The 25,861-nt window shown below is 68.1% G+C and carries 35 protein-coding genes; 22 read left to right on the top strand and 13 right to left on the bottom strand.

From position 1 onward, the window contains the following. Nucleotides 1-5: 5 nt before the first annotated feature. On the bottom strand, nucleotides 6-1,238 hold the full coding sequence (locus QE363_RS05730) for a penicillin-binding protein activator (protein WP_373424675.1): 1,233 nt from the start codon (nucleotides 1,236-1,238) through the stop codon (nucleotides 6-8). Here QE363_RS05730 and rsmI point away from each other — a divergent pair. From rsmI to gmk, 7 genes are all read left to right on the top strand, one after another. Next, on the top strand, nucleotides 1,237-2,106 hold the full coding sequence (rsmI, locus tag QE363_RS05725; RefSeq protein WP_309692972.1) for a 16S rRNA (cytidine(1402)-2'-O)-methyltransferase: 870 nt from the start codon (nucleotides 1,237-1,239) through the stop codon (nucleotides 2,104-2,106). The genes QE363_RS05730 and rsmI overlap by 2 nt on opposite strands. A gap of 63 nt (nucleotides 2,107-2,169) precedes the next feature. Further along, a complete protein-coding gene (locus QE363_RS05720; RefSeq protein ID WP_307103101.1) occupies nucleotides 2,170-2,538 on the top strand; it encodes an STAS/SEC14 domain-containing protein in 369 nt (122 codons plus the stop codon). Nucleotides 2,539-2,566: 28 nt separating this feature from the next. Continuing rightward, nucleotides 2,567-2,944 carry a YraN family protein gene (locus QE363_RS05715; protein ID WP_307103098.1) on the top strand — a complete coding sequence of 126 codons (378 nt, stop codon included), beginning with the start codon at nucleotides 2,567-2,569 and terminating at the stop codon, nucleotides 2,942-2,944. A 73-nt stretch (nucleotides 2,945-3,017) separates the two neighbouring features. Beyond that, complete coding sequence (gshB, locus tag QE363_RS05710; RefSeq protein WP_309692966.1) at nucleotides 3,018-3,980, top strand: glutathione synthase; 963 nt, start codon at nucleotides 3,018-3,020, stop codon at nucleotides 3,978-3,980. A gap of 89 nt (nucleotides 3,981-4,069) precedes the next feature. Next, nucleotides 4,070-4,279 (top strand): hypothetical protein, encoded by a 210-nt coding sequence (locus QE363_RS05705; protein ID WP_309692963.1) that lies wholly within the window; start codon nucleotides 4,070-4,072, stop codon nucleotides 4,277-4,279. Then, nucleotides 4,276-4,485 carry a hypothetical protein gene (locus tag QE363_RS05700; protein WP_309692961.1) on the top strand — a complete coding sequence of 70 codons (210 nt, stop codon included), beginning with the start codon at nucleotides 4,276-4,278 and terminating at the stop codon, nucleotides 4,483-4,485. The genes QE363_RS05705 and QE363_RS05700 overlap by 4 nt, the downstream gene beginning before the upstream one ends. Before the next feature lie 79 nt (nucleotides 4,486-4,564). After that, complete coding sequence (gene gmk / locus QE363_RS05695; protein WP_309692957.1) at nucleotides 4,565-5,224, top strand: guanylate kinase; 660 nt, start codon at nucleotides 4,565-4,567, stop codon at nucleotides 5,222-5,224. A 128-nt stretch (nucleotides 5,225-5,352) separates the two neighbouring features. Here the strand turns inward: gmk and QE363_RS05690 are convergent, their stop codons facing one another. The 3 genes from QE363_RS05690 to QE363_RS05680 are packed head-to-tail and all read right to left on the bottom strand — an operon-like array spanning nucleotide 5,353 to nucleotide 6,910. After that, complete coding sequence (locus QE363_RS05690; protein ID WP_309692954.1) at nucleotides 5,353-6,036, bottom strand: ATP12 family protein; 684 nt, start codon at nucleotides 6,034-6,036, stop codon at nucleotides 5,353-5,355. Further along, nucleotides 6,033-6,248, bottom strand: a complete 216-nt coding sequence (locus tag QE363_RS05685; RefSeq protein ID WP_309692951.1) for a hypothetical protein — start codon at nucleotides 6,246-6,248, stop codon at nucleotides 6,033-6,035. Before QE363_RS05685 ends, QE363_RS05690 begins: the two co-directional genes overlap by 4 nt. Continuing rightward, complete coding sequence (locus QE363_RS05680; RefSeq protein ID WP_309692948.1) at nucleotides 6,245-6,910, bottom strand: HAD-IA family hydrolase; 666 nt, start codon at nucleotides 6,908-6,910, stop codon at nucleotides 6,245-6,247. Before QE363_RS05680 ends, QE363_RS05685 begins: the two co-directional genes overlap by 4 nt. A gap of 164 nt (nucleotides 6,911-7,074) precedes the next feature. Between QE363_RS05680 and QE363_RS05675 the strand changes: the two genes are divergently transcribed. Continuing rightward, nucleotides 7,075-7,467 (top strand): glycine zipper 2TM domain-containing protein, encoded by a 393-nt coding sequence (locus QE363_RS05675; RefSeq protein WP_307103081.1) that lies wholly within the window; start codon nucleotides 7,075-7,077, stop codon nucleotides 7,465-7,467. Between the two features lie 111 nt (nucleotides 7,468-7,578). On the opposite strand, the gene QE363_RS05670 is transcribed toward QE363_RS05675, so the two are convergent. From QE363_RS05670 to QE363_RS05660, 3 genes are read right to left on the bottom strand one after another with little or no spacing between them, the layout of a single operon-like run. After that, complete coding sequence (locus QE363_RS05670) at nucleotides 7,579-8,676, bottom strand: RluA family pseudouridine synthase (RefSeq protein ID WP_309692944.1); 1,098 nt, start codon at nucleotides 8,674-8,676, stop codon at nucleotides 7,579-7,581. Further along, on the bottom strand, nucleotides 8,673-9,047 hold the full coding sequence (gene crcB / locus QE363_RS05665) for a fluoride efflux transporter CrcB (RefSeq protein ID WP_307103073.1): 375 nt from the start codon (nucleotides 9,045-9,047) through the stop codon (nucleotides 8,673-8,675). The genes QE363_RS05670 and crcB overlap by 4 nt, the downstream gene beginning before the upstream one ends. 49 nt (nucleotides 9,048-9,096) lie before the next feature. Continuing rightward, the gene (locus tag QE363_RS05660; RefSeq protein ID WP_309692941.1) at nucleotides 9,097-9,834 is read right to left on the bottom strand and encodes a hypothetical protein; all 738 of its coding nucleotides are present in this window, start codon (nucleotides 9,832-9,834) and stop codon (nucleotides 9,097-9,099) included. A gap of 96 nt (nucleotides 9,835-9,930) precedes the next feature. On the opposite strand from QE363_RS05660, the gene QE363_RS05655 reads away from it, so the two are divergent. Next, complete coding sequence (locus tag QE363_RS05655; RefSeq protein ID WP_307103069.1) at nucleotides 9,931-10,176, top strand: hypothetical protein; 246 nt, start codon at nucleotides 9,931-9,933, stop codon at nucleotides 10,174-10,176. Between the two features lie 58 nt (nucleotides 10,177-10,234). Here QE363_RS05655 and QE363_RS05650 read toward each other — a convergent pair whose 3' ends face one another. Next, nucleotides 10,235-10,798, bottom strand: a complete 564-nt coding sequence (locus QE363_RS05650) for a glycine zipper 2TM domain-containing protein (protein WP_309692937.1) — start codon at nucleotides 10,796-10,798, stop codon at nucleotides 10,235-10,237. A 169-nt stretch (nucleotides 10,799-10,967) separates the two neighbouring features. Then, nucleotides 10,968-11,276: a glycine zipper 2TM domain-containing protein gene (locus QE363_RS05645; protein WP_058715332.1), complete on the bottom strand. Its 309-nt coding sequence runs from the start codon at nucleotides 11,274-11,276 to the stop codon at nucleotides 10,968-10,970. Nucleotides 11,277-11,410: 134 nt separating this feature from the next. Between QE363_RS05645 and QE363_RS05640 the strand changes: the two genes are divergently transcribed. Beyond that, nucleotides 11,411-12,037, top strand: a complete 627-nt coding sequence (locus QE363_RS05640) for a trimeric intracellular cation channel family protein (protein ID WP_307103064.1) — start codon at nucleotides 11,411-11,413, stop codon at nucleotides 12,035-12,037. A gap of 114 nt (nucleotides 12,038-12,151) precedes the next feature. Here QE363_RS05640 and fumC read toward each other — a convergent pair whose 3' ends face one another. Then, entirely contained in the window at nucleotides 12,152-13,543 is a 1,392-nt protein-coding gene (gene fumC / locus QE363_RS05635; RefSeq protein WP_309692927.1) for a class II fumarate hydratase, read from the bottom strand. A 361-nt stretch (nucleotides 13,544-13,904) separates the two neighbouring features. Next, nucleotides 13,905-14,390, bottom strand: coding sequence for an SspB family protein (locus tag QE363_RS05630; RefSeq protein WP_261269238.1), 486 nt, complete (start codon nucleotides 14,388-14,390; stop codon nucleotides 13,905-13,907). 72 nt (nucleotides 14,391-14,462) lie between these two features. Here QE363_RS05630 and hisB point away from each other — a divergent pair, with 72 nt between their 5' ends. The 8 genes from hisB (at nucleotide 14,463) to QE363_RS05590 (ending at nucleotide 20,542) form a co-directional block, all read left to right on the top strand. Next, a complete protein-coding gene (gene hisB / locus QE363_RS05625) occupies nucleotides 14,463-15,050 on the top strand; it encodes an imidazoleglycerol-phosphate dehydratase HisB (protein ID WP_309692922.1) in 588 nt (195 codons plus the stop codon). Then, on the top strand, nucleotides 15,047-15,652 hold the full coding sequence (hisH, locus tag QE363_RS05620; RefSeq protein ID WP_309692920.1) for an imidazole glycerol phosphate synthase subunit HisH: 606 nt from the start codon (nucleotides 15,047-15,049) through the stop codon (nucleotides 15,650-15,652). Before hisB ends, hisH begins: the two co-directional genes overlap by 4 nt. Then, nucleotides 15,649-16,383, top strand: a complete 735-nt coding sequence (gene hisA, locus QE363_RS05615) for a 1-(5-phosphoribosyl)-5-[(5-phosphoribosylamino)methylideneamino]imidazole-4-carboxamide isomerase (RefSeq protein ID WP_309692917.1) — start codon at nucleotides 15,649-15,651, stop codon at nucleotides 16,381-16,383. The genes hisH and hisA overlap by 4 nt, the downstream gene beginning before the upstream one ends. Then, nucleotides 16,380-17,141 (top strand): imidazole glycerol phosphate synthase subunit HisF, encoded by a 762-nt coding sequence (hisF, locus tag QE363_RS05610; RefSeq protein ID WP_307103052.1) that lies wholly within the window; start codon nucleotides 16,380-16,382, stop codon nucleotides 17,139-17,141. Before hisA ends, hisF begins: the two co-directional genes overlap by 4 nt. A gap of 776 nt (nucleotides 17,142-17,917) precedes the next feature. Next, on the top strand, nucleotides 17,918-18,073 hold the full coding sequence (locus QE363_RS05605; protein WP_309692914.1) for a hypothetical protein: 156 nt from the start codon (nucleotides 17,918-17,920) through the stop codon (nucleotides 18,071-18,073). A 32-nt stretch (nucleotides 18,074-18,105) separates the two neighbouring features. Beyond that, nucleotides 18,106-18,420, top strand: coding sequence for a phosphoribosyl-ATP diphosphatase (locus tag QE363_RS05600; protein ID WP_307104744.1), 315 nt, complete (start codon nucleotides 18,106-18,108; stop codon nucleotides 18,418-18,420). Between the two features lie 16 nt (nucleotides 18,421-18,436). Continuing rightward, complete coding sequence (locus QE363_RS05595) at nucleotides 18,437-18,814, top strand: histidine triad nucleotide-binding protein (RefSeq protein ID WP_309692911.1); 378 nt, start codon at nucleotides 18,437-18,439, stop codon at nucleotides 18,812-18,814. 189 nt (nucleotides 18,815-19,003) lie between these two features. Beyond that, nucleotides 19,004-20,542: an amino acid permease gene (locus tag QE363_RS05590; RefSeq protein ID WP_307103046.1), complete on the top strand. Its 1,539-nt coding sequence runs from the start codon at nucleotides 19,004-19,006 to the stop codon at nucleotides 20,540-20,542. A 105-nt stretch (nucleotides 20,543-20,647) separates the two neighbouring features. Here QE363_RS05590 and QE363_RS05585 read toward each other — a convergent pair whose 3' ends face one another. Next, the gene (locus tag QE363_RS05585) at nucleotides 20,648-21,640 is read right to left on the bottom strand and encodes an adenosine kinase (protein WP_309692906.1); all 993 of its coding nucleotides are present in this window, start codon (nucleotides 21,638-21,640) and stop codon (nucleotides 20,648-20,650) included. A 127-nt stretch (nucleotides 21,641-21,767) separates the two neighbouring features. Here QE363_RS05585 and QE363_RS05580 point away from each other — a divergent pair, with 127 nt between their 5' ends. The 3 genes from QE363_RS05580 to QE363_RS05570 all read left to right on the top strand — a co-directional run bounded on the left by QE363_RS05580 (nucleotide 21,768) and on the right by QE363_RS05570 (nucleotide 23,308). Further along, entirely contained in the window at nucleotides 21,768-22,445 is a 678-nt protein-coding gene (locus QE363_RS05580; RefSeq protein WP_309692904.1) for an EI24 domain-containing protein, read from the top strand. Further along, nucleotides 22,442-22,822 carry a hypothetical protein gene (locus QE363_RS05575; RefSeq protein ID WP_309692901.1) on the top strand — a complete coding sequence of 127 codons (381 nt, stop codon included), beginning with the start codon at nucleotides 22,442-22,444 and terminating at the stop codon, nucleotides 22,820-22,822. Before QE363_RS05580 ends, QE363_RS05575 begins: the two co-directional genes overlap by 4 nt. 249 nt (nucleotides 22,823-23,071) lie before the next feature. Further along, nucleotides 23,072-23,308 (top strand): hypothetical protein, encoded by a 237-nt coding sequence (locus QE363_RS05570; RefSeq protein WP_309692899.1) that lies wholly within the window; start codon nucleotides 23,072-23,074, stop codon nucleotides 23,306-23,308. Nucleotides 23,309-23,411: 103 nt separating this feature from the next. Here the strand turns inward: QE363_RS05570 and QE363_RS05565 are convergent, their stop codons facing one another. After that, nucleotides 23,412-23,810 (bottom strand): HIRAN domain-containing protein, encoded by a 399-nt coding sequence (locus tag QE363_RS05565; RefSeq protein ID WP_309692896.1) that lies wholly within the window; start codon nucleotides 23,808-23,810, stop codon nucleotides 23,412-23,414. 99 nt (nucleotides 23,811-23,909) lie between these two features. Here QE363_RS05565 and QE363_RS05560 point away from each other — a divergent pair, with 99 nt between their 5' ends. Continuing rightward, nucleotides 23,910-25,772, top strand: a complete 1,863-nt coding sequence (locus QE363_RS05560) for a M1 family metallopeptidase (RefSeq protein WP_309692894.1) — start codon at nucleotides 23,910-23,912, stop codon at nucleotides 25,770-25,772. The last annotated feature ends 89 nt before the right edge of the window (nucleotides 25,773-25,861 follow it).

Here is a 25,861-nt window from a genome sequence, read left to right as displayed (position 1 = left end):
AGACATCACTCCCCAAACCCGGTCGGGGCGGGGGATACGGTGATCGTGGTGCCGTCGCGGATTTCCTGTACCTCCAGCGCGCGTTCGGCCACGCCGTCGCGGCCGAAGCGGAAGGCGCCGTCGATCCCGGAAAAACCGTCCGACGCACGCAGCCGGGTCTCGGGGAACGGCGCGTTCATCTTCCAGTCGCGGGCGATCCGCACGGTCAGCAGGACCGCGTCATAGCCCAGGCTCGACAGGCGATAGGGCGCGGTCCTGAACCGGGCGCGGTATTTGGTCGCATATTGCCGGTAGAGCGTGTTCGACACGCTGGCGAACCAGGCCCCGTTCAGCGGCGCGCGCGCGGCGATCCCCGATTCGGAGTTCCACAGCTCGGTCCCGAGCAGATGCGTGTTCGCGCCCGACCCGCGCTTCAGGATCGGGGCCGCCGCCGCCGCCGCCGCGCCGCCATCGGCGACCAGCACCGCGTCATAGGGCGCCTTGGCATTCAGCCGCTGCGCCGCCGCCGCGATCCCGCCCGCGACCCGGCCATAGGGCTGGAGCGAGACGACCTGCCCCCCCGCCCCCTCGACCGCGCGGAGAAAGGCGGTCGAGGCGCGCTCGCCATACAGGCCGTTGGGGACGAGGCCCGCAAAGGTCGTGACGCCGCGCTCATGCGCGAAATCCACCACCCGGTCGATCGACTGGGCGGGCGTATAGCCCATCAGATAGGTGCCGCCGCCCGCGACCCCGGCATCGTTGGAAAAGCTGATGACCGGCACCCGCGCCGCCCGCGCGACCGGCGCGACCGCGCGGACATCCTCGGACAGCAGCGGCCCCAGGATCAGCTGCGCGCCCTCGGCGATCGCCTTCTGCGCCGCCGCCGCCGCGCCGTTCGCGGTGTCGTAATTGGTGATTCGGATCGTGTCCGCCTGCGCATCGAGCAGCGCCATCATCGTGGCGTTGGCGATCGACTGGCCCACGCCCGCATTGGCACCCGACAGCGGCACCAGCAACGCGACGCGGTGGCGCGCGGTGTCGCGCGGCAGGCCGTGCTCGACCTCGGTCGACGGGCGCGGCGTCGTGGGCACGGGCCGGGTCTGGGGCTGTTCGACGGGCCCGCGCGGGACGATCGTCTGGCACGCTCCCAGGAACAGCGTCGTCGCCAGCGCCAGGCCGCGCCCGATCCGCCAGCCGTGAAATTGCGAGCCGCCCGAATCTGCGGCCCCCGGTTGTACGAACAGCCCTGCCTCTGTCATGACGATCCCCGTGACCCAATCCGAACACACTCTCGAACCCGGGCTGTACATCGTCGCGACCCCGATCGGCAATCTCGGCGATCTGTCGCCGCGCGCCGCCAACATATTGACAAACGCCGATGTCATCGCCGTCGAGGACAGCCGCGTGACCGCCGGTCTGCTCCGCCATATCGGGGTCAAGCGGCCCATGCAGCCCTATCACGACCACAATGCCGAGCATGTCCGCCCCGGTCTGATCGCGCGCATGGCGACCCAGGCGGTGGCGCTGGTGTCCGATGCCGGGACACCCTTGATCTCGGACCCGGGTTACAAGCTGGTGCGCGATGCGCGCGCGGCGGGGCATGCGGTGGTGACGATCCCCGGCCCCTGCGCCGCCATCGCCGCGCTGACCCTGGCAGGGTTGCCGACCGACCGGTTCCTGTTCGCGGGCTTCCTGCCGCCCAAGGAAAAGGCACGCGCTGATGCGATCGCCGAAATCGCCGGGATCCGCGCGACCCTGGTCCTCTACGAATCGGGGCCGCGCCTCGCCGCGACGCTGACCGCGCTGGCGGAAGGGCTGGGTGACCGCGAGGCGGCGGTGACGCGGGAGATCACCAAGAAGTTCGAGGAGGCGGTGACCGGCACCCTCTCGACCCTCGCCGCGCGCTATGCCGAGGGTGGGCCAAAGGGCGAGATCGCGATCGTCGTCGCGCCGCCGGGCGAGGCCCCGCCCGCCACCGAGCAGGATGCCGACGCCGCGCTGGCCGAGGCGCTGACCCGCCTGCCGGTCGGCCGCGCGGCGAGCGAGGTGGCCAAGGCGCTGGGCTTGGACCGCAAGGCGCTCTACGCCCGTGCCCTGGCACTGAAGAGCGAGGATTCAAACGATTAGGATGCGGCGTTAGGGAATTTCTAAGGGACGCAGGCGCATGGCGGGGCCAGGAGCCGCTCCCTCATGTACGCCTTCGACTTTCATCACGACATCAACCTGCTGGACATACGCTGGACAGGGCTGTTCACGCCCGAGATCGCGGCGCGCTATGCCCATGAGCTGACGGACGCTTTCTGGCGCAGCGGCTTCGTGCCCGGCTATCTCCTGCGCGTCGATATGAGCGTCATCCGCGTCCAGCCGTCCGATTCCGTCATGGTCGTGCACAACAATATGCGCAATTTCCCGCGCGCCCGCCGCATCGGCATGGTGACCAACAGCGCGATCGCACGGCAGCAGATCCTGCGGCTGATGAAGCAACCCTATCTGCGCATCTTCGAAACGTCCGAATCCGCCCTGGAATGGCTGGTGTCGCCAGAGGAAAGCCTCGCCTGACCAACGGGTCATGGGTTAGCAGGGACGCATGTCGCTCGTTCCGCCTCGCCCCCGCCGGAACCGCCGCGCCGCCGAAGAGTCGGGCCGACGCGGCGAGCGCCTGGCCGCATGGTGGCTGCGGCTGAAGGGCTGGACCATTCTCGACCGCCGGGTCCGCACGCCTGCGGGGGAGGTCGACCTGATCGCGCGGCGCGGATCGCTGGTCGCCTTTGTCGAGGTCAAGACGCGCAAGACCGCTGCGGAATTGGACTTCGCGATCGACGAACGGCGGCTGGCACGGGTCGCGGCGGCGGCGGAAATCCTGATGGCGACCTATGCGGGGCCGAGCGACGATATCCGCGTCGACGTCATCCTGCTCGCGCCGGGTACGCGGCCGCGTCACATCGAAAATGCCTGGTGCGGGTGACGCGCGGGTGACAGGGGCCGGGCGAAGGATTACCTCCCTGCCAAAGACCCGTCCGAAGGAAGGAACGCTCCCCATGTCCAAGCCGCTGACCGTCGCTGTCCAGATGGACCCGATGGACCAGATCAATATCGCCGGGGACTCGAGCTTCGCGCTGATGCTGTCGGCGCAGGCACGGGGACACAAGCTGTTCCATTATGACGCCGGCGACCTCAACTGGTCGGACGGGCATCTCTGGACCAAGGCGCATCCCGTCACCGTGCAGCGGGTCGCGGGCGATCATTACAGCTTCGGCGAGCCGGTGAAACTCGACCTGGGCGACGAGGCCGATGTCGTGCTGATGCGCCAGGACCCGCCCTTCGACCTGGGCTATATCACCGCCACCCATTTGCTGGAGCGGGTCGCCGAGAAGACGCTGGTCGTCAACAATCCGCGCAGCGTGCGCAACGCGCCGGAAAAAGTCTTCGTCCTCGACTACCCGCAATTCATGCCGCCGACGCTCGTCACTCGTTCGCTGGACGAGGCGCGCGCGTTCCTGGCCGAGCATGGCGAGATCGTCATCAAGCCGCTGCACGGCAATGGCGGCAAGGCGATCTTCAAGGTCGGGCGCGATGGCGCGAACCTGTCCGCGCTGATCGAGGTGTTCAACACCGCATATCGCGAACCGCATATGGTGCAGGCGTTCCTCCCGGCCGTGGCGAAGGGCGACAAGCGGATCGTCCTGATCGACGGCGAGGTCGCAGGCGCGATCAACCGCCTCCCCGGCGAGGGTGAGATCCGCTCCAATCTGGCGGTCGGCGGCTCGGCGGAGAAGACCGAGCTGACCGCGCGCGAACGCGAGATTTGCGCGGTGCTGGGGCCGGAGCTGAAGCGGCGCGGGCTGTTGTTCGTGGGGATCGACGTGATCGGCGGCGAATGGCTGACCGAGATCAACGTCACTTCCCCCACCGGCATCGTCGCGATCGAGAAATTCGACGGCACCGATGTCGCCGCCATGATCTGGGACGCGATCGAAGCCAAGGTCGCGGCCAAGGGCTGAAGATCACGTCGCGCGCAGGACCGCCGATGCGCACGGAACCCATCGCCCCTCCCGCGCTTTTCCTGCCTTGAGCAATGAGGGGCAGAGCAATGGGTGCAACCACTATCGGCGCGTTGGTCGGTTCCGCGATCGATGGCCTGTCGGGCGACGATGGCGTCGCCGACGGCGCGATCATCGGCGCGGTGACCGCCAATGTCCTGAAGGTCGTGCTGCCGCTGGCCATCACCTATGCGGTGGGCTGGGTGGTGCTGCGCGGCGCGGGCGAGCTCAAGAACCGGGTTTTTGGAGAGGTGCAATGATCGGACGAATCATCGGTGCGCTGGTCGGGCGTGAAGTCAGCCGTCGCGAAGGCAATGGCGGGCTGAAGGGTGCCGCGCTGGGCGCGCTGGCGGTGGGCGGCATGCGGCGGCTGGGCCCGCTCGGCCTGCTGCTCGGCGGCGGCTATGCGGCCAAGAAGGCCTATGACCGCCACAAGGCCAGCAAGGCGACCGCCACGCGCTATTGACGCGCCCGATCGCCTTCGACCTGTCGCAGCACGTCAGCCATGGCTTGACGCGCTGCGGTGGCGTGCGTCAAAGGCAGCCATGCCCAATTCGCCCGCCAATCCCGACGATCCCCACAAGCTGAAGCGCCGCGGCATGCTGTTCGTGCTGTCCTCGCCCTCGGGCGCAGGCAAGTCGACCATCGCGCGCAAGCTGCTGGCGGACGATGCCGGTCTTCAGATGTCGGTGTCGGCGACAACCCGTCCGATGCGTCCCGGCGAAGAGGACGGCAAGGACTATCACTTCGTCGATCTCGAGCAATTCCGCCACATGGTGGCGAATGACGAGTTCCTGGAATGGGCGCATGTCTTCGACAATCGCTACGGCACGCCACGCGCGCAGGTCGAGGCGATGCTGGCGGCCGGCAAGGACGTGCTGTTCGACATCGACTGGCAGGGCGCGCAGCAGCTGTTCCAGATTGCGGGCGGCGACGTGGTCCGCGTCTTCATCTTCCCCCCCTCTATGGAGGAACTGCGCCAGCGACTCGAGCGCCGCGCGACCGACTCGGTGGCGGTGATCGACGCGCGCATGGCCCGTGCGACCAACGAGGTCAGCCACTGGGACGGTTATGACTATGTCCTGGTCAATGACGATGTCGAACAGTGTTTCCAGGGGGTGAAGACCATCCTCCAGGCCGAACGGCTGAAGCGTTCGCGTCAGACCGGACTGATCGGATTCATCCGGAAGCTGACCACGAAGTAATTACGGGGTGGGTGCCGGGCGCACGCTGCGCCTTCGCGCCGTGCGAACGGCGGGCGTGGCATGCCAGCAGAAAGCCTCTCCTCGCGCCCCGCCCCCGTTCGGGCTGAGCGAAGTCGAAGCCCACACCCCTACCCCAGCGCCGCCAGAAACCGCACCGCCGCGTCGAACTCGCGCCTTTTGCCTTCGCGTGCCTCGATGGCGAGATAGTCCTCGCCCCATATCTCGGCCTGGAAATCCTCGTCGACATGCGCGGCGATCCAAACTGCATCGGGCTCCGCCGCGCCCTCCAGCAGCGCCAGCGCCAGGACCAGCGAGCCGGTGATCGTCACCACCGGCGACAGCGCCGCCAGCCGGAAGGCATCGAGCGCCGCCACCGCCTGCGCCAGCCGATCGACCGTCGCATCGGGCTGGGGCCGGTGCATGATCCCGCTCACCAGGGTGAAATGCACGTCGTAGCGATCGCGCGCCCAGTCGAGCAGCGGGTTCCACACCCGGTCCTGCCGCTCGACCAGCTCGGGCGGTGAGTCGGCGCGGTAGCAGAGCAGGTCGGTTTCGGCGTAGCGCGCCAGCCCCTGCGCAAAGGGCGCCGGGTCCGCGCCGATGCGGTCGATCGCGGCATTGGCCAGCCCGGTCAACGGCATGGCGCGCGGGTCCACCGTCTCCTCGACCGCGCGCCATTCCCCCGCCACGGCCTCGGCGAGCGCGGGCGTCGGCAAGGCCAGCGGCGCGCGGCCCGGCGTGCGCACCGGCCGATCGTCCAGCCGGACCACCCGATCGGCATCGACGCCGACATTCGTCCAGAACCGCTTCATTCCGCACCACTCCGCCAGCGATGCGCCAAACCGGCGGGCACGACCGCGATCATCGCCAAGGCCGACAGGACGATGGCGACGCCCAGCGCCTTTTGCGGCCAAGCCACCCCGCGCGAGGCCAGCACGATGCCGAACAGCGCCCCCGCCACGCCGATCAGGCGGACGCCCATGATGATGAACCAGTGCCGCCGCGCGCGGCTATCCGCGCTCATGCCCGCACCAGCAGCGCAGGCAGGTCGGCCACGTCCTGCGCGACGACCTGCGCGCCCGCATTCACCAGTTCGTGCACGTCATGATATCCCCAGGCCACGCCGACCGCGAAGGCGCCCGCCGCCTTGCCCATCGCCATGTCGAAACTCGTATCGCCGATCATCGCCACGTCCGCCGCGGCCACCCCCGTCTCGGCCATGGCGGCGAACACCATCGCGGGATCGGGTTTCGAGGGGTGCCGATCGGCGGTCTGCAACGTGACGAAATGATGCGCCAGGCCATGTTCGGCCAGCACGCGGGCAAGCCCCCGGTCCGACTTGCCGGTCGCCACGCCCATCAGCCACCCCTCCGCCGCCAGATGGTCGAGCAGCGCGGGGATGCCGTCGAACAGCGGCTCGGGCGCCATCGCGCCTTCGGTGCGCAGGCGGAAGAACGCCGCCTTGTAATCGCTCGCCAGCCGGTGATGCGCCTCGTCGGGCTGGTCGGGGGCGAGCACGCGCATCGCCTCGACCAAGCTCAGCCCGACGATCCGGCGGATCGCTGGCGCGGGCGGTGGGGTGAGGCCGGACAGGGCGAACGCCTCGACGGCGGCAAGGCAGATATTGGCCTGGCTGTCGACAAGGGTGCCGTCGCAATCGAACAGGGCAAGGCGCGGGCGCGTCATCGGCCCGTCCTATCGGCAAGGTCGCGGCGGGGGAAGCGCCCTCTTCCATGAACGATAGCTAACAAACGCATTCAGCATCGCATCATGGCGAATCGGGCAGAAGAGCATCAACGACGACGGGATTGGTCCCTTCGCCGCCGGATTGAAGATCAAGGGAGAAGACGATGTTCAAGAAGCTCTCGCTCGCAGCCGCTGCCCTTGCCGTCGGCGCGACGGCGATGGTTCCGACCGCCGCCTCGGCGCAGCGTTATTATGGCGACCGCTATGAGCGCGCCTATGGCGATGCCTATTATGACGGCTACAACCGTGGCCCGCGCTATGACCGTGGCTATTACGACCGTCGCGGCGGCTATGACCGCGGCTATTACAACCGTGGTCCGCAGCGCTGCAACAGCGGCACCACCGGCACCATCGTCGGCGCGATCGCGGGCGGCCTGCTGGGCCGGACGATCGACACGCGCGGTGACCGGACGCTCGGCACGATCCTGGGCGGCGGCGCAGGTGCGCTGGCCGGTCATGCGATCGAAAAGTCGAACAATCCCGGTTACTGCCGTTAATCGCGAAGGCGGAGGGCAAGCGCCCTGCGCCTGAATGGAAAGAAAGCCCCGTCGACCTTGGGTCGGCGGGGCTCTCCATATTCTTGGCAAACCGTGTTTCGCCGCAGGCGTCTACGAACGCGAACCCCGGCCGCGCCGTTCGCCGCGACGTTCCTTGCGATATTGCTTGGCGTGCGCCTTGGCGCGCTGCTTCAGCACGTCCTTGGGCGGCGGGCCGCGATCCTCGTCCTGGGGCAGGACGTCGCCGCGAATCTCGTCGAAGCCCAGCTGGTTCATCGATTCGGCGAAATGGCTGGGCAGTTCGGCGGTCTGGTCGATGCGGCCGCCATCGGGATGGTCGACCCGGATGCGCCGGGCGTGCAGGTGCATCTTGCGGCTGATCCCACCGGTCAGGAATGCCGCCGCGCCGCCATATTTGCCGTCGCCGACGATCGGGTGCCCGATCGCCGCCATGTGCACGCGCAGCTGGTGGGTGCGCCCCGTAAAGGGTTGCAGCTCGACCCAGCAGCAGCGATTGCCCGCGCGCTCGATCACCCGGTAGCGCGAGCGCGCCGCCTGGCCGTTCTCCTCGTCGACATGCATCTTCTCGCCGCCGGTGCCCGGCTGCTTGGCGATGGGCAGTTCGATCGTGCCGTCCTCGATCGAGGGGACGCCGACGACCAGCGCCCAGTAGATCTTCTTGGCGGTGCGCCCCGAAAACGCCTTGGCGAAGAACGCCGCCGCGCGGGCATTGCGCGCGACGAGCAGCGCGCCCGACGTGTCCTTGTCCAGCCGGTGGACCAGCTTGGGCCGCCCCTCCGCCTCGAATTGCAGCGCGTCGAGCAGGCCGTCGACATGGGTGGTCGTCTTGGTCCCCCCCTGCGTCGCCAGGCCCGGCGGCTTGTTCAGGACCAGCGCGTCGCGGTCCTTGTGGATCACCATCTCGCGCGCGAACGACTCCTCGTCCTCGGACAGGATGTTGCGCGGCCGCATGGTCGGCTTGCTGCTTTCGGCGGGGGCGGGCTCGGCGGGCGGGACACGCAGGACCTGGCCCGCGACGATCCGGTCGCCGGGCGTGGCGCGCGCGCCGTCGACGCGCAGCTGGCCGGTGCGGGCCCATTTGGCGACGGTGGTGAAGCTGGTGTCGGGCAGATGCCGCTTGAACCAGCGATCCAGCCGGATGCCGTCATCGTCATAGCCGACCGTGAATTGGCGGACAAAGTCCGTCATGCGAAAATCCTCGTCATCCATAGCCCCGCCCACAGCGCGGCCAGCGAACCCAATAATGACAGCGCGACATAACCCAGCGCCATCGCCCCCTGCCCCCGCTCGATCAGCGTGATGGTATCCAGCGAAAAGGCCGAGAAGGTCGTATAGCCCCCCAGCACCCCGACGCCCAGAAACAGCCGCCAGCCTTCGCTGCCCCCCATGCGCGCCAGCACCCCGGCCAGCACGCCCATGGCGAGACATCCGATCCAGTTGACCGCCAGCGTGCCGAACGGAAAACCGGGGCCGAGTGCATCGGTCAGCACCCGCCCCGTCAAATACCGTCCCCCCGAGCCCAGCGCGCCGCCCAGCATCACGAGAAGAAGCGGTGACATAATCCGCTTTCCCTAGCGCAACCCCGCGCGATGCGCAAAGGACAAGCGATCAGCCGCCCTTGACCACCAGATCGACATCGCTGCCGCCCTCCGCACGGGGGGTCGCATAGAGGATATAGGCCGCCTCGCCGCGCGTGCCGCCCAGGACATGCTGCGTCCCGTCCATCTTGTGCTCGGCGGTATAGCCCGCCTGGACGGCGCGGGTGTAATAATAGTCGACGACCTTGCCCACCCCGCCCCCGGCGCGGAAGCTGACGATACGCAAGCCGCAGCCAGGGGCGTCGTTGCCCGCCGCCTCCGCCAGCCGGCTGCCCGGATAGGGTGCGAAGGCCCCCGGCAATCGCCCGGCCCAACCCGCCGCATAACGCAGGCCCGACAAGCATCCGGCATTGCGCGCCTGTTGCCCCGCCAGCGCGGCCAGCGTGTAGGCCTTGGTCGAGGCACGGCATTCGGGGCAATCGCGCGTCGGCGCGGGCGCGGCCTTCAGCGTGCGCGCATCGACCGGATCGGCGGGCGGCGGCATCGCGGGAAGCTGGTCGGTGACGAGGCGATTCGGCGGGCGCACCGCATTGGCGTTGGCGCTCTGGGTCAGGCCGGGATCGACCATGATCTGCCCCGCCAGCGCCTCGCGAAGCTGCGGATCGCGCGCCGGGCTGCCATCGTTCATCGCGGCCAGTTCGTTGTCGAGCGCGTTCAGCTGCGCATCGTCGTCGGACGCGCCGCCGCCACAGGCGGCAAGTAGCAGACAAACAAGCGGGATCAGGATTCGCGGCGACACGGCAATCATGGCGTCACCCCTAGCATGACGATCCCAGCCGGTCGTTAACGCGCCCGCCGCCGCCGTCCCGTGACGGGATGAGCTTCGCTGCGACTTGTGAATCGCATGGCCGGTCTCCATCTTGATTCCATGCTGAACCTGTTCTCGATCGTCATCGGCCTCGTCGCGCTTCTGCTCGGGATCGTGCCGTTCCTGCCCTTCTTCGCCTGGGGCTATTGGTTCGTCATCCCCATCGCGATCGTCGGCGCGGCGATCGGCGCGCTGTCGTCGCGCAGCAGCGGGCGGAACCTCAACCTGATCCTGATCCTGATCTTCGGCCTGCGCCTGATGCTGGGCGGCGGCCTGATCTAAAGGCAAAACGGCCCGGCGGGTGTCCCCGCCGGGCCGTCCTGACGTTCGGGCCGCCCGATCAGCGGCAGCGGACCTGACCGCGGTCGATCTGCCGCCCCAGCAGCGCGCCGCCGCCCGCACCAATCACCGTGCCCAGCAGGCGCGATCCGCCGCCCGCGATCACATTGCCCAGCGCGCCGCCCGCCAAGCCGCCGATCACCAGCCCCGTGGTGCCGTCGTTGCGGCGGCAATAATAGCGCCCGTTCATGCCGCGATAGATGCGGTCGTTGCGACCAAGCGTACGCGGCTGATAGAAGCGGCCGTCGCGATAATAGCGCTCGGGATAATAGCCGCGCTGGCCCGGCTCGAACCGGTTATAGTCGTAGTTGCGCCAGCGGACATTGCGCATGTCGCGGCGATAATCCTTGCGCGCATCGCGCACATCCTCGCGATATTCGCGGCGGGCATCCCGAATATCCTGGCGCGAATCGGCGTTGCGGACGTCGCGATTATAGTCCCGGCGCGCGTCGCGAATGTCTTCGCGATATTCCTGCCGCGCGTCCCAACCATTGCGCTGCGCTTCGGCAGGCAGGGCGGTAAATGCTGTGGCGGCCATGGCAACCGACAACAGAGCGATACGCATAACTCAACTCCCGATGATGATGCGGATAAAACCCGTCATCTTTCAAACTGTTGCGTGAACCGGAAACTACTTGCCGTTCACCGAAGGGACAGGCGCCCTGCTCGCCCGACCACGAAAAAGGGCGCCACCCGCAGGTGGCGCCCCTTCGAGAGCCCGATGCGCCGTCGGATCAGCGGCAGCGGCGATTGCTCGTGCCGCGCTCAATCTCACGACCGGCCAGCGCGCCCACGGCGGCACCGCCCAGCGTACCCAGCGTACGGTCGCCACGCGTGTCGATCGTGCGGCCCAGCAGCGCACCCGCGACGCCGCCGACGACCAGGCCGGTGGTGCCGTCCGGCTTGCGGCAGCGGACGCGGCCGCGATCGTCACGCCATTCGCGATACTTGTAGCGGCGCTGCGCATCGGCGGCGGTGGCCGGCAGGACCAGCGAGGGGACGACCATGGCGGTGCAGCCCAGAGCAAGCATCAATTTGCGCATGAGATATATCCTTCCAATTTGATCTGATGCCGTAACGTCCGCATTCTACTGTCCGTTGCATGAACATGAGATAACGCCGCATTCATCTTCGCCGCGCCCTTTTCGACCCCGGCCCGTCGCTCTAGGGTCGCGCGATGCTGCCCGAACCGACCGCCATGCTGCCCGCCGTCATGCCCTGGCTCGACCTGGCGGGCCTGGCCGTCTTTGCCGTGTCGGGCGCGCTGGCTGCGGCCCGGCATCGTCAGACGATGGTAACGCTGGTCTTCTTCGCGCTGATCACCGGGGTCGGCGGAGGCACGCTGCGCGACCTGCTGCTCAATGCGCCGGTCTTCTGGGTGCATGATCCGCGCGTGCCGCTCGTCTGCCTGGTCGCCGCCGTCGCGGTCTGGGCGACGCCCGCGCGCTGGTGGCGGGGCAGCGCGCTCGACTGGTTCGACGCGGTGGGGCTGGCGGCCTATGCCGTCTATGGCGCGGCCAAGGCGAGCGGCTATGGCATCTCGCCGATCCCGGCCGCGATGCTGGGCGTGGTGTCGGCCTGTGTCGGCGGCATCATCCGCGACGTGATTGCGGGGGAGCCGTCGATCCTGATGCGGCCCGAACTCTACGTCACCGCCGCCGCGCTGGCCTCGACCAGCTATGTGCTGCTCAGCGCGCTCGGCGTGCCGGGAGCCGGGCCGATCGCCGCGCTGGCGGGATTCGCCCTGCGCGGGGCGGCGATCCGGTATCGGCTCGCCTTGCCCGCCTATCCGGCGAAGGGGTAGGATCGAGCGGTAGCGCCGGGGCGTGGCCTTCGACTTCGCTCAGGCTGAACGGAGCGAGGAAGCATCCCCGAACCCCCGTTCGGGCTGAGCGAAGTCGAAGCCCAAGGGAATCCCTCACCGACCCAGCATCAACTCCGGCCGCACCACCCGATCGAACGTCGCTTCGTCGACCAGCCCCAGTTCCAGCCCCGCTTCCTTCAGCGTCTGCCCCTTGTGATGCGCGTGCTTGGCGATCTTGGCGGCATTGTCATAGCCGATCTCCGGGGCCAACGCGGTCACCAGCATCAGCGAGCGGTCGAGCAAGTCGGTGATCCGGTCGCGATTGACGGTCATGCCCTCGACCGTGCGCTCGGCGAAACTCTCCATGCCGACCGACAGCAAATGGATCGAACGCAGCACGTTGGCACCGATCAACGGCTTGAACACATTGAGTTCGAGATGACCCTGTAGCCCGCCGACCGTGACGGCGGCATTGTTGCCGATCACCTGCGCGGCGACCATGGTCAGCATCTCGTTCTGGGTCGGGTTGACCTTGCCCGGCATGATCGAGCTGCCCGGTTCGTTGGCCGGAAGCTCCAGCTCACCCAGCCCCGAGCGCGGGCCCGAGCCCAGCAGGCGGATGTCGTTGGCGATCTTGGTCAGCGCCACGGCGAGGACATTCAAGGTGCCGTGCAGGTCGACCAGCCCGTCATTGCTCGCCAGCGCCTCGAACTTGTTGGGCGCGGTGACGAAGTCGAGCCCGGTCGCCTCGGCGATCTCGGCGGCGATCGCTTCGGCAAAGCCATGCGGCGCGTTCAGCCCGGTGCCGACCGCCGTACCCCCCTGCGCCAGCGGCAGGATATTGCGGTGGAGCGTCCCCTCGATCCGGGCGCGGGCATTGGCGAGTTGCTGGACATAGCCCGAAAATTCCTGGCCCAGCGTCAGCGGGGTCGCGTCCTGCAAATGGGTGCGGCCGATCTTGACGATCGAATCCCATTCCTTCGCCTTGGCATCCAGCGCGGCGTGCAGCCGGTCAAGCGCGGGATAAAGCTGCCGCGTCACGGCCAGCGCGGCGGCGACGTGCAGCGCGGTCGGGAAGGTGTCGTTGGACGACTGGCCGCGATTCACATCGTCATTGGGGTGGACGGGGCTCTTGCCGCCGCGCGTGCCGGTCAGGATTTCATTGGCGCGGCCCGCAATCACCTCATTGGCGTTCATGTTGGACTGGGTGCCCGAGCCGGTCTGCCAGATGACCAGCGGGAACTGGTCGTCATGCCGCCCGTCGATCACCTCCTGCGCCGCCGCCTCGATCGCATCGGCCTTTTCTGCCGCCAACCCGTGCCCGCGATTGATTCGTGCGGCGGCCTTTTTGACGATGGCCAGCGCATGGACGATGCCGATCGGCATCTGCTCGCGCGCGCCAAAGGGGAAGTTCTCGAGGCTCCGCTCGGTCTGCGCGCCCCAATAGGCGTGGGCGGGGACTTCGATCGGGCCGATCGAGTCGGTTTCGGTGCGGGTCTGGGTCATGGGCAGAGGGACTCACCAGATACGGGATGGGTTCCGCTGATGTAGTCACCCCGGCATCACAACTCAAAGCCCATCCCGGCGAAGGCCGGCGTCCCGTTGCGGCCAATCATCGCTGGCGCTGGGAGATGGCCTCCCCCCCCCCCCCCCCCCCCCCGCGATGCTATCCTGCCATATCGCGTTGGCGGAAACCGGGCCCCGGCCTTCGCCGGGAAAAGAAGAATTTTGGTTCGCGCGGAGGCGCGGAGGACGCGGAGGGGGTTCGCGCCGTGGCGTTTTCAGCCCTGCCCTATGGACCGTCGGCAAGACGGCATCGTTTGCGAGGCGCGGGACGTCCCTGCGTCCTCCGCGCCTCTGCGCGCCCTTACTTCTTCCGCTTGAAATCCACCGCGACGACGTTGCTGCCGTCCTCGACCGGCTTGGCGACCGGCTCGTCATTCTCGGCCGAATCATGCGGATCGGGATCGCCCTGGGGATCGTCGGCGACATGGAAGCCCAGCTCGAACTGCACTTCCGGGTCATGGAAGCGGGTGATCGCCGAATAGGGAATCACCAGCTTGGACGGCACCTGGTTGAAGCTGAGGCCGACCGAGAAGCGATTCTCGTCCACCGTCAGGTCCCAGAAGCGATTCTGGAGGACGATGGTCATTTCGTCCGGGAATCGCTCGACCAGCCGCTGCGGGATGTCGACGCCCGGCGCCTGGGTCTTGAAGGTGATGTAGAAATGGTGGGTGCCGGGCAGATGCCCCGTCTCCGCCACCGGGCCGAGTACACGCCCCACCACGGCGCGCAGGGCCTCCTGCACGATGTCGTCATAGGGGATGAGGCTGTCGGGCAATCCTTCGGTCATGTCCCTTGGACTAGCGGCCTTTGATCGCGGGTCAAGATTGCATGGGACGGATAGGTGTTTAAGGGAGGGGCCATGCGCACCGCCTCCGTCCACCGCGCCACCGCGGAAACCGTCATCGACGTCACCGTCAATCTCGACGGCACCGGCGTCTATCAGAACGCCACCGGCATCGGCTTTCTCGACCATATGCTCGACCAGCTGTCGCGGCATTCGCTGATCGACCTGTCGGTCAAGGTCGAGGGCGACCTGCATATCGACGGGCACCACACGACCGAGGACAGCGCGCTGGCGATCGGACAGGCCTTTGCCAAGGCGCTGGGCGACAAGCGCGGCATCTATCGCTATGGCGAGGCGCTGTCGCCGATGGACGAGGTGCTGACCCGCACCGCGCTCGACATTTCGGGGCGGCCCTGGCTGGTGTGGAAGGTGCCGTTCACCAACCCGATGCTGGGCACGCTCCAGACCGAGATGATCGAGCACTGGTTCCACAGCTTCGCGCAGGAGGCGGGCATCACGCTGCACGTCGAGCTGCTGCACGGCCACAACAACCACCACATTGCCGAGAGCGTCTTCAAGGGTCTGGCCCGTGCCCTGCGGATGGCGGTCGAGATCGACCCGCGCAAGGCCGACGCCATCCCCTCGACCAAGGGCATGCTGTGACGCTGGCGCTGATCGACATCGAGTCGGGCAATCTCCACTCGGTCGACAATGCCCTGCGCGCGGCGGGGGCGAGCGATGTCGTCATTACCGCCGACCCCGATGTGATCGCCAAGGCCGACCGGATCGTGTTGCCGGGCGTCGGCGCATTCGGAGCGTGCGCGGCCAATCTGCGCGCCGTCGACGGGCTGGAAGAGGCGCTGCGCGAGGTCGCCCTCACCCGTGCCCGCCCGTTCCTGGGCATTTGCGTGGGCATGCAGCTGCTCGCCGACACCGGCGAGGAGATGGGCGAGCATCGCGGACTGGGCTGGATTCCCGGCCGGGTCGCGCGGCTCACCCCCTCCGACCCGGCGGCCAAGGTCCCGCATATGGGCTGGAACGATGTCCGCCCGACGCGCGACCACCCGCTGATCGTGCCGGGCGAGGCCTATTTCCTCCACAGTTTTGCCTTTACCGGCGAGCATGTGCTGGCGACCACCGATCACGCAGGCCCCGTCACCGCCGCGATCGGTCGCGACACGGTGGTCGGCGCGCAATTCCACCCCGAGAAGAGCCAGCGTTATGGCCTCTCCTTCCTCACCCGTTTCCTGGAGTGGCATCCGTGAGCCTGATCGTCTTCCCCGCCATCGACCTGAAGGGCGGCCAAGTGGTGCGTCTGGCCGAGGGCGATATGGACCGCGCGACCGTCTATGGCGACGATCCCACCCATCAGGCGATGCTGTTCGCCGGGGCCGGGGCACAGCATCTGCACGTCGTCGACCTCGACGGCGCCTTTGCGGGCGAGTCGGTCAATGGCGAGGCGGTACAGGCGATCGTCAAAGCCTTTCCCGGCCATGTCCAGCTGGGCGGCGGCATCCGTAACCCTCAGAATGTCGAGCGCTGGTTCGACCTGGGCGTCTCGCGCGTGGTGATCGGCACCGCGGCGCTGGAGAATCCCGACTTCGTGCGCGACATGGCCAGGGCCTATCCGGGCGGCATCGTCGTCGCGGTCGATGCCAAGGACGGCATGGTCGCCACGCGCGGCTGGGCGGACGTGTCGGACGTGTCGGTCGAGGATTTGGCGCGGCGGTTCGAGGATGCGGGCGTCGCGTCGCTGCTGTTTACGGACGTGGGCCGCGACGGTCTGCTCAAGGGCTGCAACGTGCCCGCGACCGTCGACCTGGCCCGCGCGGTGCGCATCCCGGTGATCGCCAGCGGCGGCGTGGCAGGGATCGGCGACATCCATATGCTGGCGCTCCACCATCAGGACGGGGTCGAGGGCGTCATCACCGGCCGCGCGCTCTATGACGGGCGGCTCGATCTGGCGGCGGCGCTGTCGGTGGCGGCGGCCGCATGACCGTCCGTGCGCGCGTCATCCCCTGCCTCGACGTCGCCAATGGGCGCGTGGTCAAGGGCGTCAACTTCGTCGACCTGATCGATGCGGGCGATCCCGTCGAGCAGGCGCGCGCCTATGACGCGGCGGGCGCGGACGAACTGTGCTTCCTCGACATCACCGCCAGCCATGAGGCGCGCGGCACCATCTTGGACGTGGTGCGGCGGACGGCGGCGGTGTGCTTCATGCCGCTGACCGTCGGCGGCGGGGTGCGCACCGCCGAGGATGCGCGGGCGCTGCTGCTGGCAGGCGCAGACAAGGTGGCGGTCAACTCCGCCGCGGTCAGCCGCCCGGAAGTCGTCTCGGACATTGCCGAGCGATTCGGCAGCCAGTGCTGCGTCGCCAGCATCGATGCGCGGCGGACGGCCGATGGCTGGGAGGTGTTCACCCATGGCGGGCGGCGCGCGACCGGGATCGACGCGGTGGAGCACGCGCTGCGTCTGGCGGAACTGGGCGCGGGCGAGTTGCTCGTCACCTCGATGGACCGCGACGGGACGCGGGGTGGCTACGACCTCGACCTGATCCGCACCATCGCCGACCGGACCAGCGTGCCAGTCGTGGCGTCGGGCGGCGTCGGCGGGCTGGACGATCTGGTCGCGGGCGTGCGCGACGGCCATGCCTCGGCGGTGCTGGCGGCATCGATCTTCCATTTCGGCGATGCGTCGATCGCGGACGCCCACCGCGCGCTCGCGGCGGCGGGGGTGCCGGTTCGGGCGCATTGAGGTTCGCGCGACGACGCGGAGGATTTGGTTTCCGGGCGGACGGCTTGGTGCGCCTTCGATCGATCCCGTCCCCCGTTCGCGCTGAGCGAAGTCGAAGCGCACGCCCTGCCCTTTGCCGCGCCGGATTCCCGTGGCCTTCGACTTCGCTCAGGCTGAACGGAGGCGGGGTTGTGGCGCCATTGCTTTCGATCGGGAGACTTTCCCACGTCCGAAGCGCGGGCCAGCGCCCGCCCCAAATCGAAACCCTCCGCGCCTCCGCGCGAACCAAAAAAACTTCGCGGCTTCGCGTCTTCGCGTGAAAATCTCTCTCCGATGACCGCCGCCGAACAGAGCTGCTCCCCCCAGGCCACTTGCCATCCCGACCCCGGCCAACGCCCCTAACCGCGTCGTCGACCTGCACAGCCATTCCGAACCGTCGGAGGATGCGGACCAACCGCTTGCGGCAGCAGGTTCGCAGGTCTGGGTTCATTAGATTCACGCGAAGCCGCGAAGGTTTTTTGGTTCGCGCGGAGGCGCGGAGAGATTGGTCACGCGGCGGCCCCGCTTTGCCCTTTGGCACGCCCGACTCCCGTGGCCTTCGACTTCGCTCAGGCTGAACGGAGGTGGGGTTGCGGAGCCATCGCTTTCGGGCGGGAGACCTTTCCACATCGGGGGCACGGGCCAGCGCCCGCCCCAGATCAAACCCTCCGCGCCTCCGCACGAACCAAAAACCTTCGGCTTCGCGTGAAAAAATCTCCCCCGATGACCGCCGCCGAACAGGCTGCTAAACATCCCCCATGCCACTCGCCATCATGACCCCGGCCAATGGCCATAGCGGCGTCGTCCGCCTGCGCAGCCATCCCGAGCTGTCGGACATTGCGCTGTTCGTCTTCGCGATCGGCGCGATCTGGATTTTGCGGCGCGCGCTGCGTCGCCGGAAGCGCAAGGATTGACGCCGCCCGCCGCCTGCGCCACCCACGCCGCCATGGACATGCTCGACCGCCTCGAAGCCACGATCCGCGCGCGCCGGGACGAGGGCGACGCCGCCACCTCCTACGCCGCCAGCCTGTTCGCCAAGGGGCGGCCCAAGATCGCGCAGAAACTGGGCGAGGAAGCGGTGGAAACCGTCATCGCCGCCATGGCGCAGCCCGACAAGATCGTGTCCGAGGCCGCCGACCTGCTCTTCCACCTGATCGTGCTGTTGACCGATGCGGGGCTGTCGCTGGACGATGTCCGCGCCGAACTCGCGCGGCGCGAGGGCATATCGGGGCACGACGAAAAGGCCGCGCGCGCGCGCTGATCCCACGGAGATTATCATGCCGATCGACGCCACGCTTCCCTATGACGACCAGAATATCTTCGCGAAGATCCTGCGCGACGAAATCCCCTCGAAGCGCGTCTATGAGGATGAATGGGCGGTCGCATTCCACGACATCGCGCCGCACGCCCCGACGCATATCCTGGTGATCCCGCGCGGCCCCTATGTGTCGTGGGACGATTTCTCGGCGCGCGCCAGCGAGGCGGAGATTGCGGGCTTCGTCCGCGCGGTCGGCCATGTCGCACGCGAGGCGGGCGCGGTGGCGCCGGGTTATCGCCTGCTGGCGAATATCGGCCCGGACGCCGGGCAGGAAGTACCCCATCTCCATGTCCATATCCTGGCGGGCAAGCCGCTCGGCCCGATGCTGGCGCGCTGATCGAGCCACTTGCCCCTCCTCCTGCCGGGACAAGGGCTTTAAACGCACGCCTTTCTCCTCCCCTGACCGCATCGGCTGCGTCTTAGGGATTGCGCGTAATAAAATTGCAGCTAACTTCCCGGATCATTCACCGAACGCCGGGTGCGCCCCCTGTCGGGGCGGCCCTTCCCTTGGGGGGATTGGACATTCATGATTTTCGGGCGCGTTAAGCCTCTGGACGCCATTCTGGCGACCGCTGAGAAGAAGGGGCTGCAACGATCGCTAGGCGCGTTCCAGCTGACCATGCTGGGCATCGGCGCCGTCATCGGCACGGGCATCTTCGTCCTCACCTCCGAAGCCGCGCAAAAGGCGGGGCCGGGCATGATGCTGTCCTTCGTGCTGGCGGGTTTCGTCTGCGCGGTGGCGGCGCTGTGCTATTCCGAGCTGGCCTCGATGGTGCCGGTCGCGGGGTCGGCCTATACCTATACCTATGCGGTCATGGGCGAACTGCTCGCCTGGATGGTCGGCTGGGCGCTGATCCTGGAATATGCGGTCGGCGCGTCCGCCGTCGCGGTCGGCTGGTCGGGTTATGTGGTGGGGCAGATCCGCAACCTGCTGGGCATCGACATACCGATGGAATGGGTCAACGGCCCCTCCTCGGGCGGTTACATCAACCTGCCCGCCGTCATCATCTCGCTGCTGGTCACCTGGCTGCTCGTCGTCGGCACGACCGAGAGCGCGCGCGTGAACGCGATCCTGGTCGCGATCAAGGTCGCCGCGCTGACCCTTTTCATCGCGCTGTCGGTGCCGGTCATGAACGGCGCGCATTTCGAACCCTTCATGCCCACCGGACTGACCGGCGTCGCGGGGGCGGCGGCGTCGATCTTCTTCGCCTATGTCGGCTTCGACGCGGTGTCGACTGCCGCCGAGGAAACCAAGAATCCGCAGCGCAACGTGCCGATCGGCCTGATCGCCTCGCTGCTGTTCTGCACCATCTTCTACCTGCTGGTATCGGCGGGCGCGATCGGATCGCCGCTGGGCGCGCAGCCGGTGCGGGACGCCGCGGGCGTCCTGCTGTCGCCGGGCACCTCGGAACTGGCCGATCGCTGCAAGGCGATCGTCGCGGGCGGCGCGGCCGAGCCGCTGTCCTGCTCGCGCGAGGCGCTGGCGCATGTGCTGCGCACCATCGGCTGGGAAAAGATCGGCAACCTGATCGGCCTGGCCGCCACGCTGGCGCTGCCCTCGGTCGTGCTCATGATGATGTTCGGCCAGACCCGCGTGTTCTTCACCATGGCGCGCGACGGCCTGCTGCCCGAAAAGCTCGCCTCGGTGCATCCGCGCTATCGGACCCCGCACGTCGTGACGATCGTCACCGGCATCGCCGCGACCATCGCCTCGGCCTTCCTGCCGGTCGGCAAGCTGGCCGACTATTCCAACTCGGGTACGCTGTTCGCCTTCTTCATGGTGGCGCTGTCGGTGATGGTGCTGCGCCGGACCGATCCGGGCCGCAAGCGCCCCTTCCGCACCCCGGCGGTGTGGATCGTCGCCCCCGCCGCGATGATCGGGTGCGCCTATCTGTACTTCTCGCTGCCGCTGATCGCGATCCTGGTCCTGCCGGGCTGGGGTGCGGTCGGCCTGCTGATCTACTTCCTCTACAGCCGCAAGCGCAGCCATGTCGGGCGCGGCATCATCGACGTGGTCGAGGACCCCGCGATGCAGCCGGAGGTCGCCCGGCCGCTGGATCGCTGATCGGTTTCACGACCATGGAAAAGGGCCGGAGGAGCGATCCTCCGGCCCTTTCTGTTTGGGGCGCTGCCGTTCCCCCAGGCCAAGGCCCGGGGGGAGGATGGCGGATTACAGGCTGGCGGCGAGCGCCTTCAGATCGACCTGCGGACGCGCGCCGAAATGGCTGATGATCTCGGCCGCGCAAACGGCGCCCAGGGTCAGCGAGGCCTGCAGGTCCCGGCCATGCGTCTGGCCATGGAGGAAGCCCGCCGCGAACAGGTCGCCCGCGCCCGTCGTGTCGACCACCTTGTCCACCGGCTGGGCGGGCACGGTCACGCGCTCGTCGCCGCGCACCGCCAGCGCACCCTTTTCGGCGAGCGTGACGACCAGCGTCTCGACCTTGTCCTTCAGGAAGGCGATCGCCGCCTCGACATCCGCCGTCTCGGTCAGCGCGACGATCTCGGTCTCGTTGGCGAAGATCACGTCGATCAGCCCGGCATCGATCAGCGCATGGAAATCGGCGCGGTGGCGGTCGATGACGAACTCGGCCGAGGCGGTGAAGGCGATCTTGCGACCCGCCTCGCGCGCGACCTGGATCGCGGCGCGCATCGCGGCGCGCGGTTCCTCGGGATCCCAGAGATAGCCCTCGATATAGAGATAGGCGGCATCGGCGATCAGCGCGCGGTCGAGCGCCTGGGCGGGCAGGTAGTGCGACGCGCCCAGGAAGGTGTTCATCGTCCGCTGCCCATCGGGGCTGACGAAGATCATGCAGCGGCCCGTCGTCGGCTGTCCGGCGCGGACCGGCGTGTCGTAGCGGACGCCCGCCGCCCGGATGTCGTGCGCGAAGACCTCGCCCAGCTGGTCGTCGGCGACCTGGCCGATGAACGCGGTCTTGCCGCCCAGCGCCGCGATCCCCGCCAGCGTATTGGCCGCCGAGCCGCCCGAAATCTCACGCCCCGGCCCCATCTTGGCATAAAGCGCATCGGCCTCCTCGGGCGAGAAGACCAGCTGCATCGCGCCCTTGGTCATGCCGTTTTCGGCGATGAAGTCATCTTCGGCCGGGCTGAGGATGTCGACGATGGCATTGCCGATCGCCACCACGTCGTAAGTGGGGTTGGTCAAGAAAGGGACTCCGGGAAAAAGCTATGATGCCGCCGCCCTAGTCAGCGCGCTACCCCCGCGCAAGGGAGGCGCGGACGCCGCCGCCGCGCATTGACTCGAGGCTTGGCCCCGCGCCATTCCCGACGCCATGATCCGCGCCTTTTTCCTGTCGCTGGCCCAGCTTGGCGATCCTGCGATCCGCCGCGTGCTGTTTCGCTCGCTGGCGGTCACGCTCGCCCTGTTCGCGGGCGCCGGGATCGCGCTATGGTGGGGCGTGCGCGCGGCGCTGAGCGGGTGGCTGGGGGCGCAGGCGGGCGGTTGGTCGGCGGCGCTGACCGTGGTGGTCGAGCTGCTGGCCTTCTGGCTCGCCTTTCGCGCCGTGGCGGTTGCGGTGGTCGGCCTGTTCGCCGACGACATCGTCGCCGCGGTCGAGGCGCGCCATTATCCCGACCGGCTGGCAAGCGCGCGACCGGTGCCCTTCGCGCGCGGGGTCGCCATGGGGCTGGGGTCGGCGGGGCGCGTGATCGCGATCAACCTGATCCTCCTGCCGCTCTATATCGTGCTGCTGGCGACCGGGGTGGGCACGGCGGCGGCCTTTCTGGTCGTCAATGGCTGGCTGCTCGCGCGCGATCTGGGCGACATGGTGGCGGCCCGGCACATGGACCGGGCCGCCATGCGTCGCTGGCGCAAGGCGACCGGACCCGCGCGCTTCCTGTTGGGGCTTGCCGCCGCCGCCCTGTTCGTGGTTCCGGGGGTGAACCTGCTGGCCCCCGTCCTGGGGGCGAGCATGGCGACCCATTTCTTTCATATGAGACGTAAGGCATGAACCGCCCATTCGCGCTGATGCTGCTGCCCCCGATCGCGCTGGCGGGCTGTACCGTACCGCAGACCGCCGCGCCGGTCCGCACCGGCGGCATGGTCCCGGTGCCGGTGCCCTATACCAGCGTCGGGCTGGAGCGGGTGCTGGGGCAGGACGCCGCCGGGCTGACCAAGCTGTTCGGCACGGCCGATGCCGATGTGCGCGAGGGGACCGCGCGCAAGCTACAATATCAGGGCCGCTTCTGCGTCCTCGACGCCTATCTCTACCCCAAGGACGGGGCCGAGCCGCGCGTCACCTATATCGACGCGCGCGAACCCGATGGCAGCGCGATCGACCGCGCCAGTTGTGTCGCGGCGCTGACCAGGCGTGACGGCGGGCGCTGACGGGCGGGCGGCACCGGCTCCCGGTGTGGGTGAAATGCGCCGCAGGTCCGGTCATGGCCGTGACCTGCCCATGACCGGAACGCCAAGTGGTTAACAAATCTTCATGATTTATGGGTGTTGCAAAAGGGTTCCGTGCATTTGCAAAAAATTGATGCGCTGCAGGAACAATTTTGCGGATCGAAGCGTATGCGCTATCGGGACGAAGAACAACGCCGCGTCTTGGCTGTAGTTCGCCATGGGAGATTATATATGATGAAGTTCCTGTCTGCCGTTGCTGCCACCGCCCTCGTCGCTGCTCCGGTCGCCGCTGCGCCGACCAACGCCGCTTCGAGCCTGTCGGTCGCCAAGTCGGTCCGCGCCTCGGCTCCGACCGCCAAGGGCAACAAGCTGGCCGGCGGCGGCATCCTCGCCGCGCTGATCGCTGCTGGCGTGGTCGCCATCGGCGTCGTCGCGATCGTCAAGGACGATAACGCGGACAGCAACTGATCGTCGGGGGCGGGTCTGGGCCCGCCCCGGCCATCATCGCATGGTGACATGCACGGAAAAGGGGGCCGTTTCGGCTCCCTTTTTTGTTGCCCGGGACAGGGGCTCAGGCGCCCCAGTCGGGGCCGTCCGGGTCGGGGAAGAAATCATCGCCCTGGGCGGGCGCGTCCGGGCGCAAAGGCGGCAGGCTTGGCGGCTCGCCACCGAAGCGGACCCGGATATAGGCGACCGATCCGCTCAGCCCCTGAAAGACGGCGCGCACCACCTCGCCACGCCGGATTCGGGCACCGATCAGCGGCGCGCGTTCGGCGGAGAGATAGCCGACCTGGACATCCCGCACGCTGAACACCGCCACCGCATGGGGATCGTGCCGGTTGCGCGGCTCGGGTCGCAGCGTCACGGGATCGCCGACGGCCGATGCCAGCAGCTCGAAGCGCCGGTTGCTCCGCGCCTTGTCCTCATTGGGAAAGTCGATCCCGACCACGGCCAGCGTCAATTCATCCATGCGCTTCTAACTGGGTATCCCGGCCGCCCGGGTCCAGAGCCCTCCCAATCCGGGCCGGGCGGGCTATAGTGCAATCATCCTGTCCCATCCGGAGTATCCATGTCCGTTGCCGCCCTGGCGATGCTGCTCGCCGCCCAAAGCCCCGCCCCCGCCCCGACCGTCGCGCCTGTCCTGGCCAGCCCCGACGCGCGCGACGTGCACAGCTATGCCCGACCGCTGGAGGCGCGGGTCACGCATGTCTCGCTGAACCTCTATGCCGATTTCGACACCCATGTGATGCGCGGCATCGCGACCCTGTCGGTCGATGCCAGGCCGGATGCCCGGCAGCTGGTCGTCGACGACAACGGCCTGCGCATCGTCACCGTCACCGATGCGCAGAACCGGCCCCTGCCCTATAGCGTGGGCGCGAACGACAAGGTGCACGGCGCGCCGCTGACCATCAAGCTGAACGGCCAGCGTACGGTCAAGATCGCCTATGCCTCCGCGCCGGGAGCCAAGGCGCTGCAATGGCTGTCGCCCGAGCAGACGGCGGGCAAGAAACAGCCCTATCTGTTCAGCCAGGGCGAGGCGATCCTCAACCGCAGCTGGATTCCGACCCAGGATTCGCCCGGCATCCGCCAGACCTGGGACGCCACCGTCAACGCCCCCTGCGCGCTGACCGTGGTGATGAGCGGCGAGCGGACCGGCGAGACGCCCTGCAACGATGGCCGCCACACCGCCAGCTATCGCATGGACAAGCCGGTCGCCCCCTATCTGATCGCGCTCGCGATCGGCGACCTGAAGTTCAAGCCGCTCAGCGCCCATACCGGCATCTGGACCGAGCCCGCGATGCTCGACAAGGCGGCCTGGGAATTCGCCGGGCTCGACAAGTTCGTCACCGCCGCCGAGGGGCTGTACGGCCCCTATCGCTGGGGCCGCTATGACGTGCTGGTCCTGCCGCCCAGCTTTCCGTTCGGCGGCATGGAAAACCCGATGCTGACCTTCGCCACGCCGACCGTGCTGGCGGGCGACCGCAGCCTCGTCAGCCTGATCGCGCATGAGCTGGCGCATAGCTGGTCGGGCAACCTCGTCACCAACGCGACCTGGGACGATTTCTGGCTGAACGAGGGCTTCACCAGCTATTTCGAGAACCGGATCATGGAGTCGATGTACGGCAAGCGCCGCGCCGCGATGGAGGCGGACCTGGCCTGGACCGACATGCAGAATGCGGTGAAGGAAGCCGGTGGCCCGCAGTCGCCCGACACCAAGCTGCATCTCGACCTGAATGCCGCGCGCGATCCCGATGACGGCATGACCCAGATCGCCTATGACAAGGGTGCGACCTTCCTGCGGACGATCGAGTCCGTCGTCGGGCGCGCACGCTGGGACGCCTATCTGCGCGGCTATTTCGACCGCCATGCCTTCCAGCCGCAGACGAGCGCCGGGTTCCTGGCCGACTTGCGCCAGAACCTGCTCAAGCCCGGCGAGGACGCCAGGATCGGCGTCGACCAATGGGTCTATCAGCCCGGCATTCCCGCCAATGCGGTCCATGTCCGCTCCGATGCCTTCCCCGCGATCGACGCGGCGGCCAGGGCCTTCGCGGCGGGTGGCCCGGTCTCGGCGGTGCCGGACAAGGTCACGACGCAGGAATATGTCCGCTTCCTCGACCAGTTGCCCCGCCAGCTGTCCGCCGAAAGGCTCGCCGCGCTCGATGGACGTTTCCATTGGAACGGGACGGGCAATAGCGAGATCCGCTTCGCCTGGCTGCGGCTCGCGCTCGCCAATCGCTATCCGCCCGCCGAGGCGTCGGCCGAGCAGTTCCTGACCGCGCAGGGCCGCCGCAAGTTCGTCGCACCGCTGTTCCAGCAGCTTCAGGGACAGGGCGAATGGGGCCAGGCGCTGGCCAGGCGAATCTATGACAAGGCGCGTCCCGGCTATCATTCGGTGACCCAGGTTACGGTCGACCGCCTGCTCGGACGATAAAGCGAGCCTGCCGCGCGGCGAAACGAGGAACGAAAAACTCGTTTCGCCGCCGGATTTTCAAGTCATCGCCGCCGCAACACCGTTCACCG

This window comes from Sphingomonas sp. SORGH_AS_0870 (assembly GCF_031453175.1).
Classification (GTDB): domain Bacteria; phylum Pseudomonadota; class Alphaproteobacteria; order Sphingomonadales; family Sphingomonadaceae; genus Sphingomonas.
Note: the sequence above shows the minus strand (reverse complement) of the source record. Positions and strands in the feature narration are given on the sequence as shown.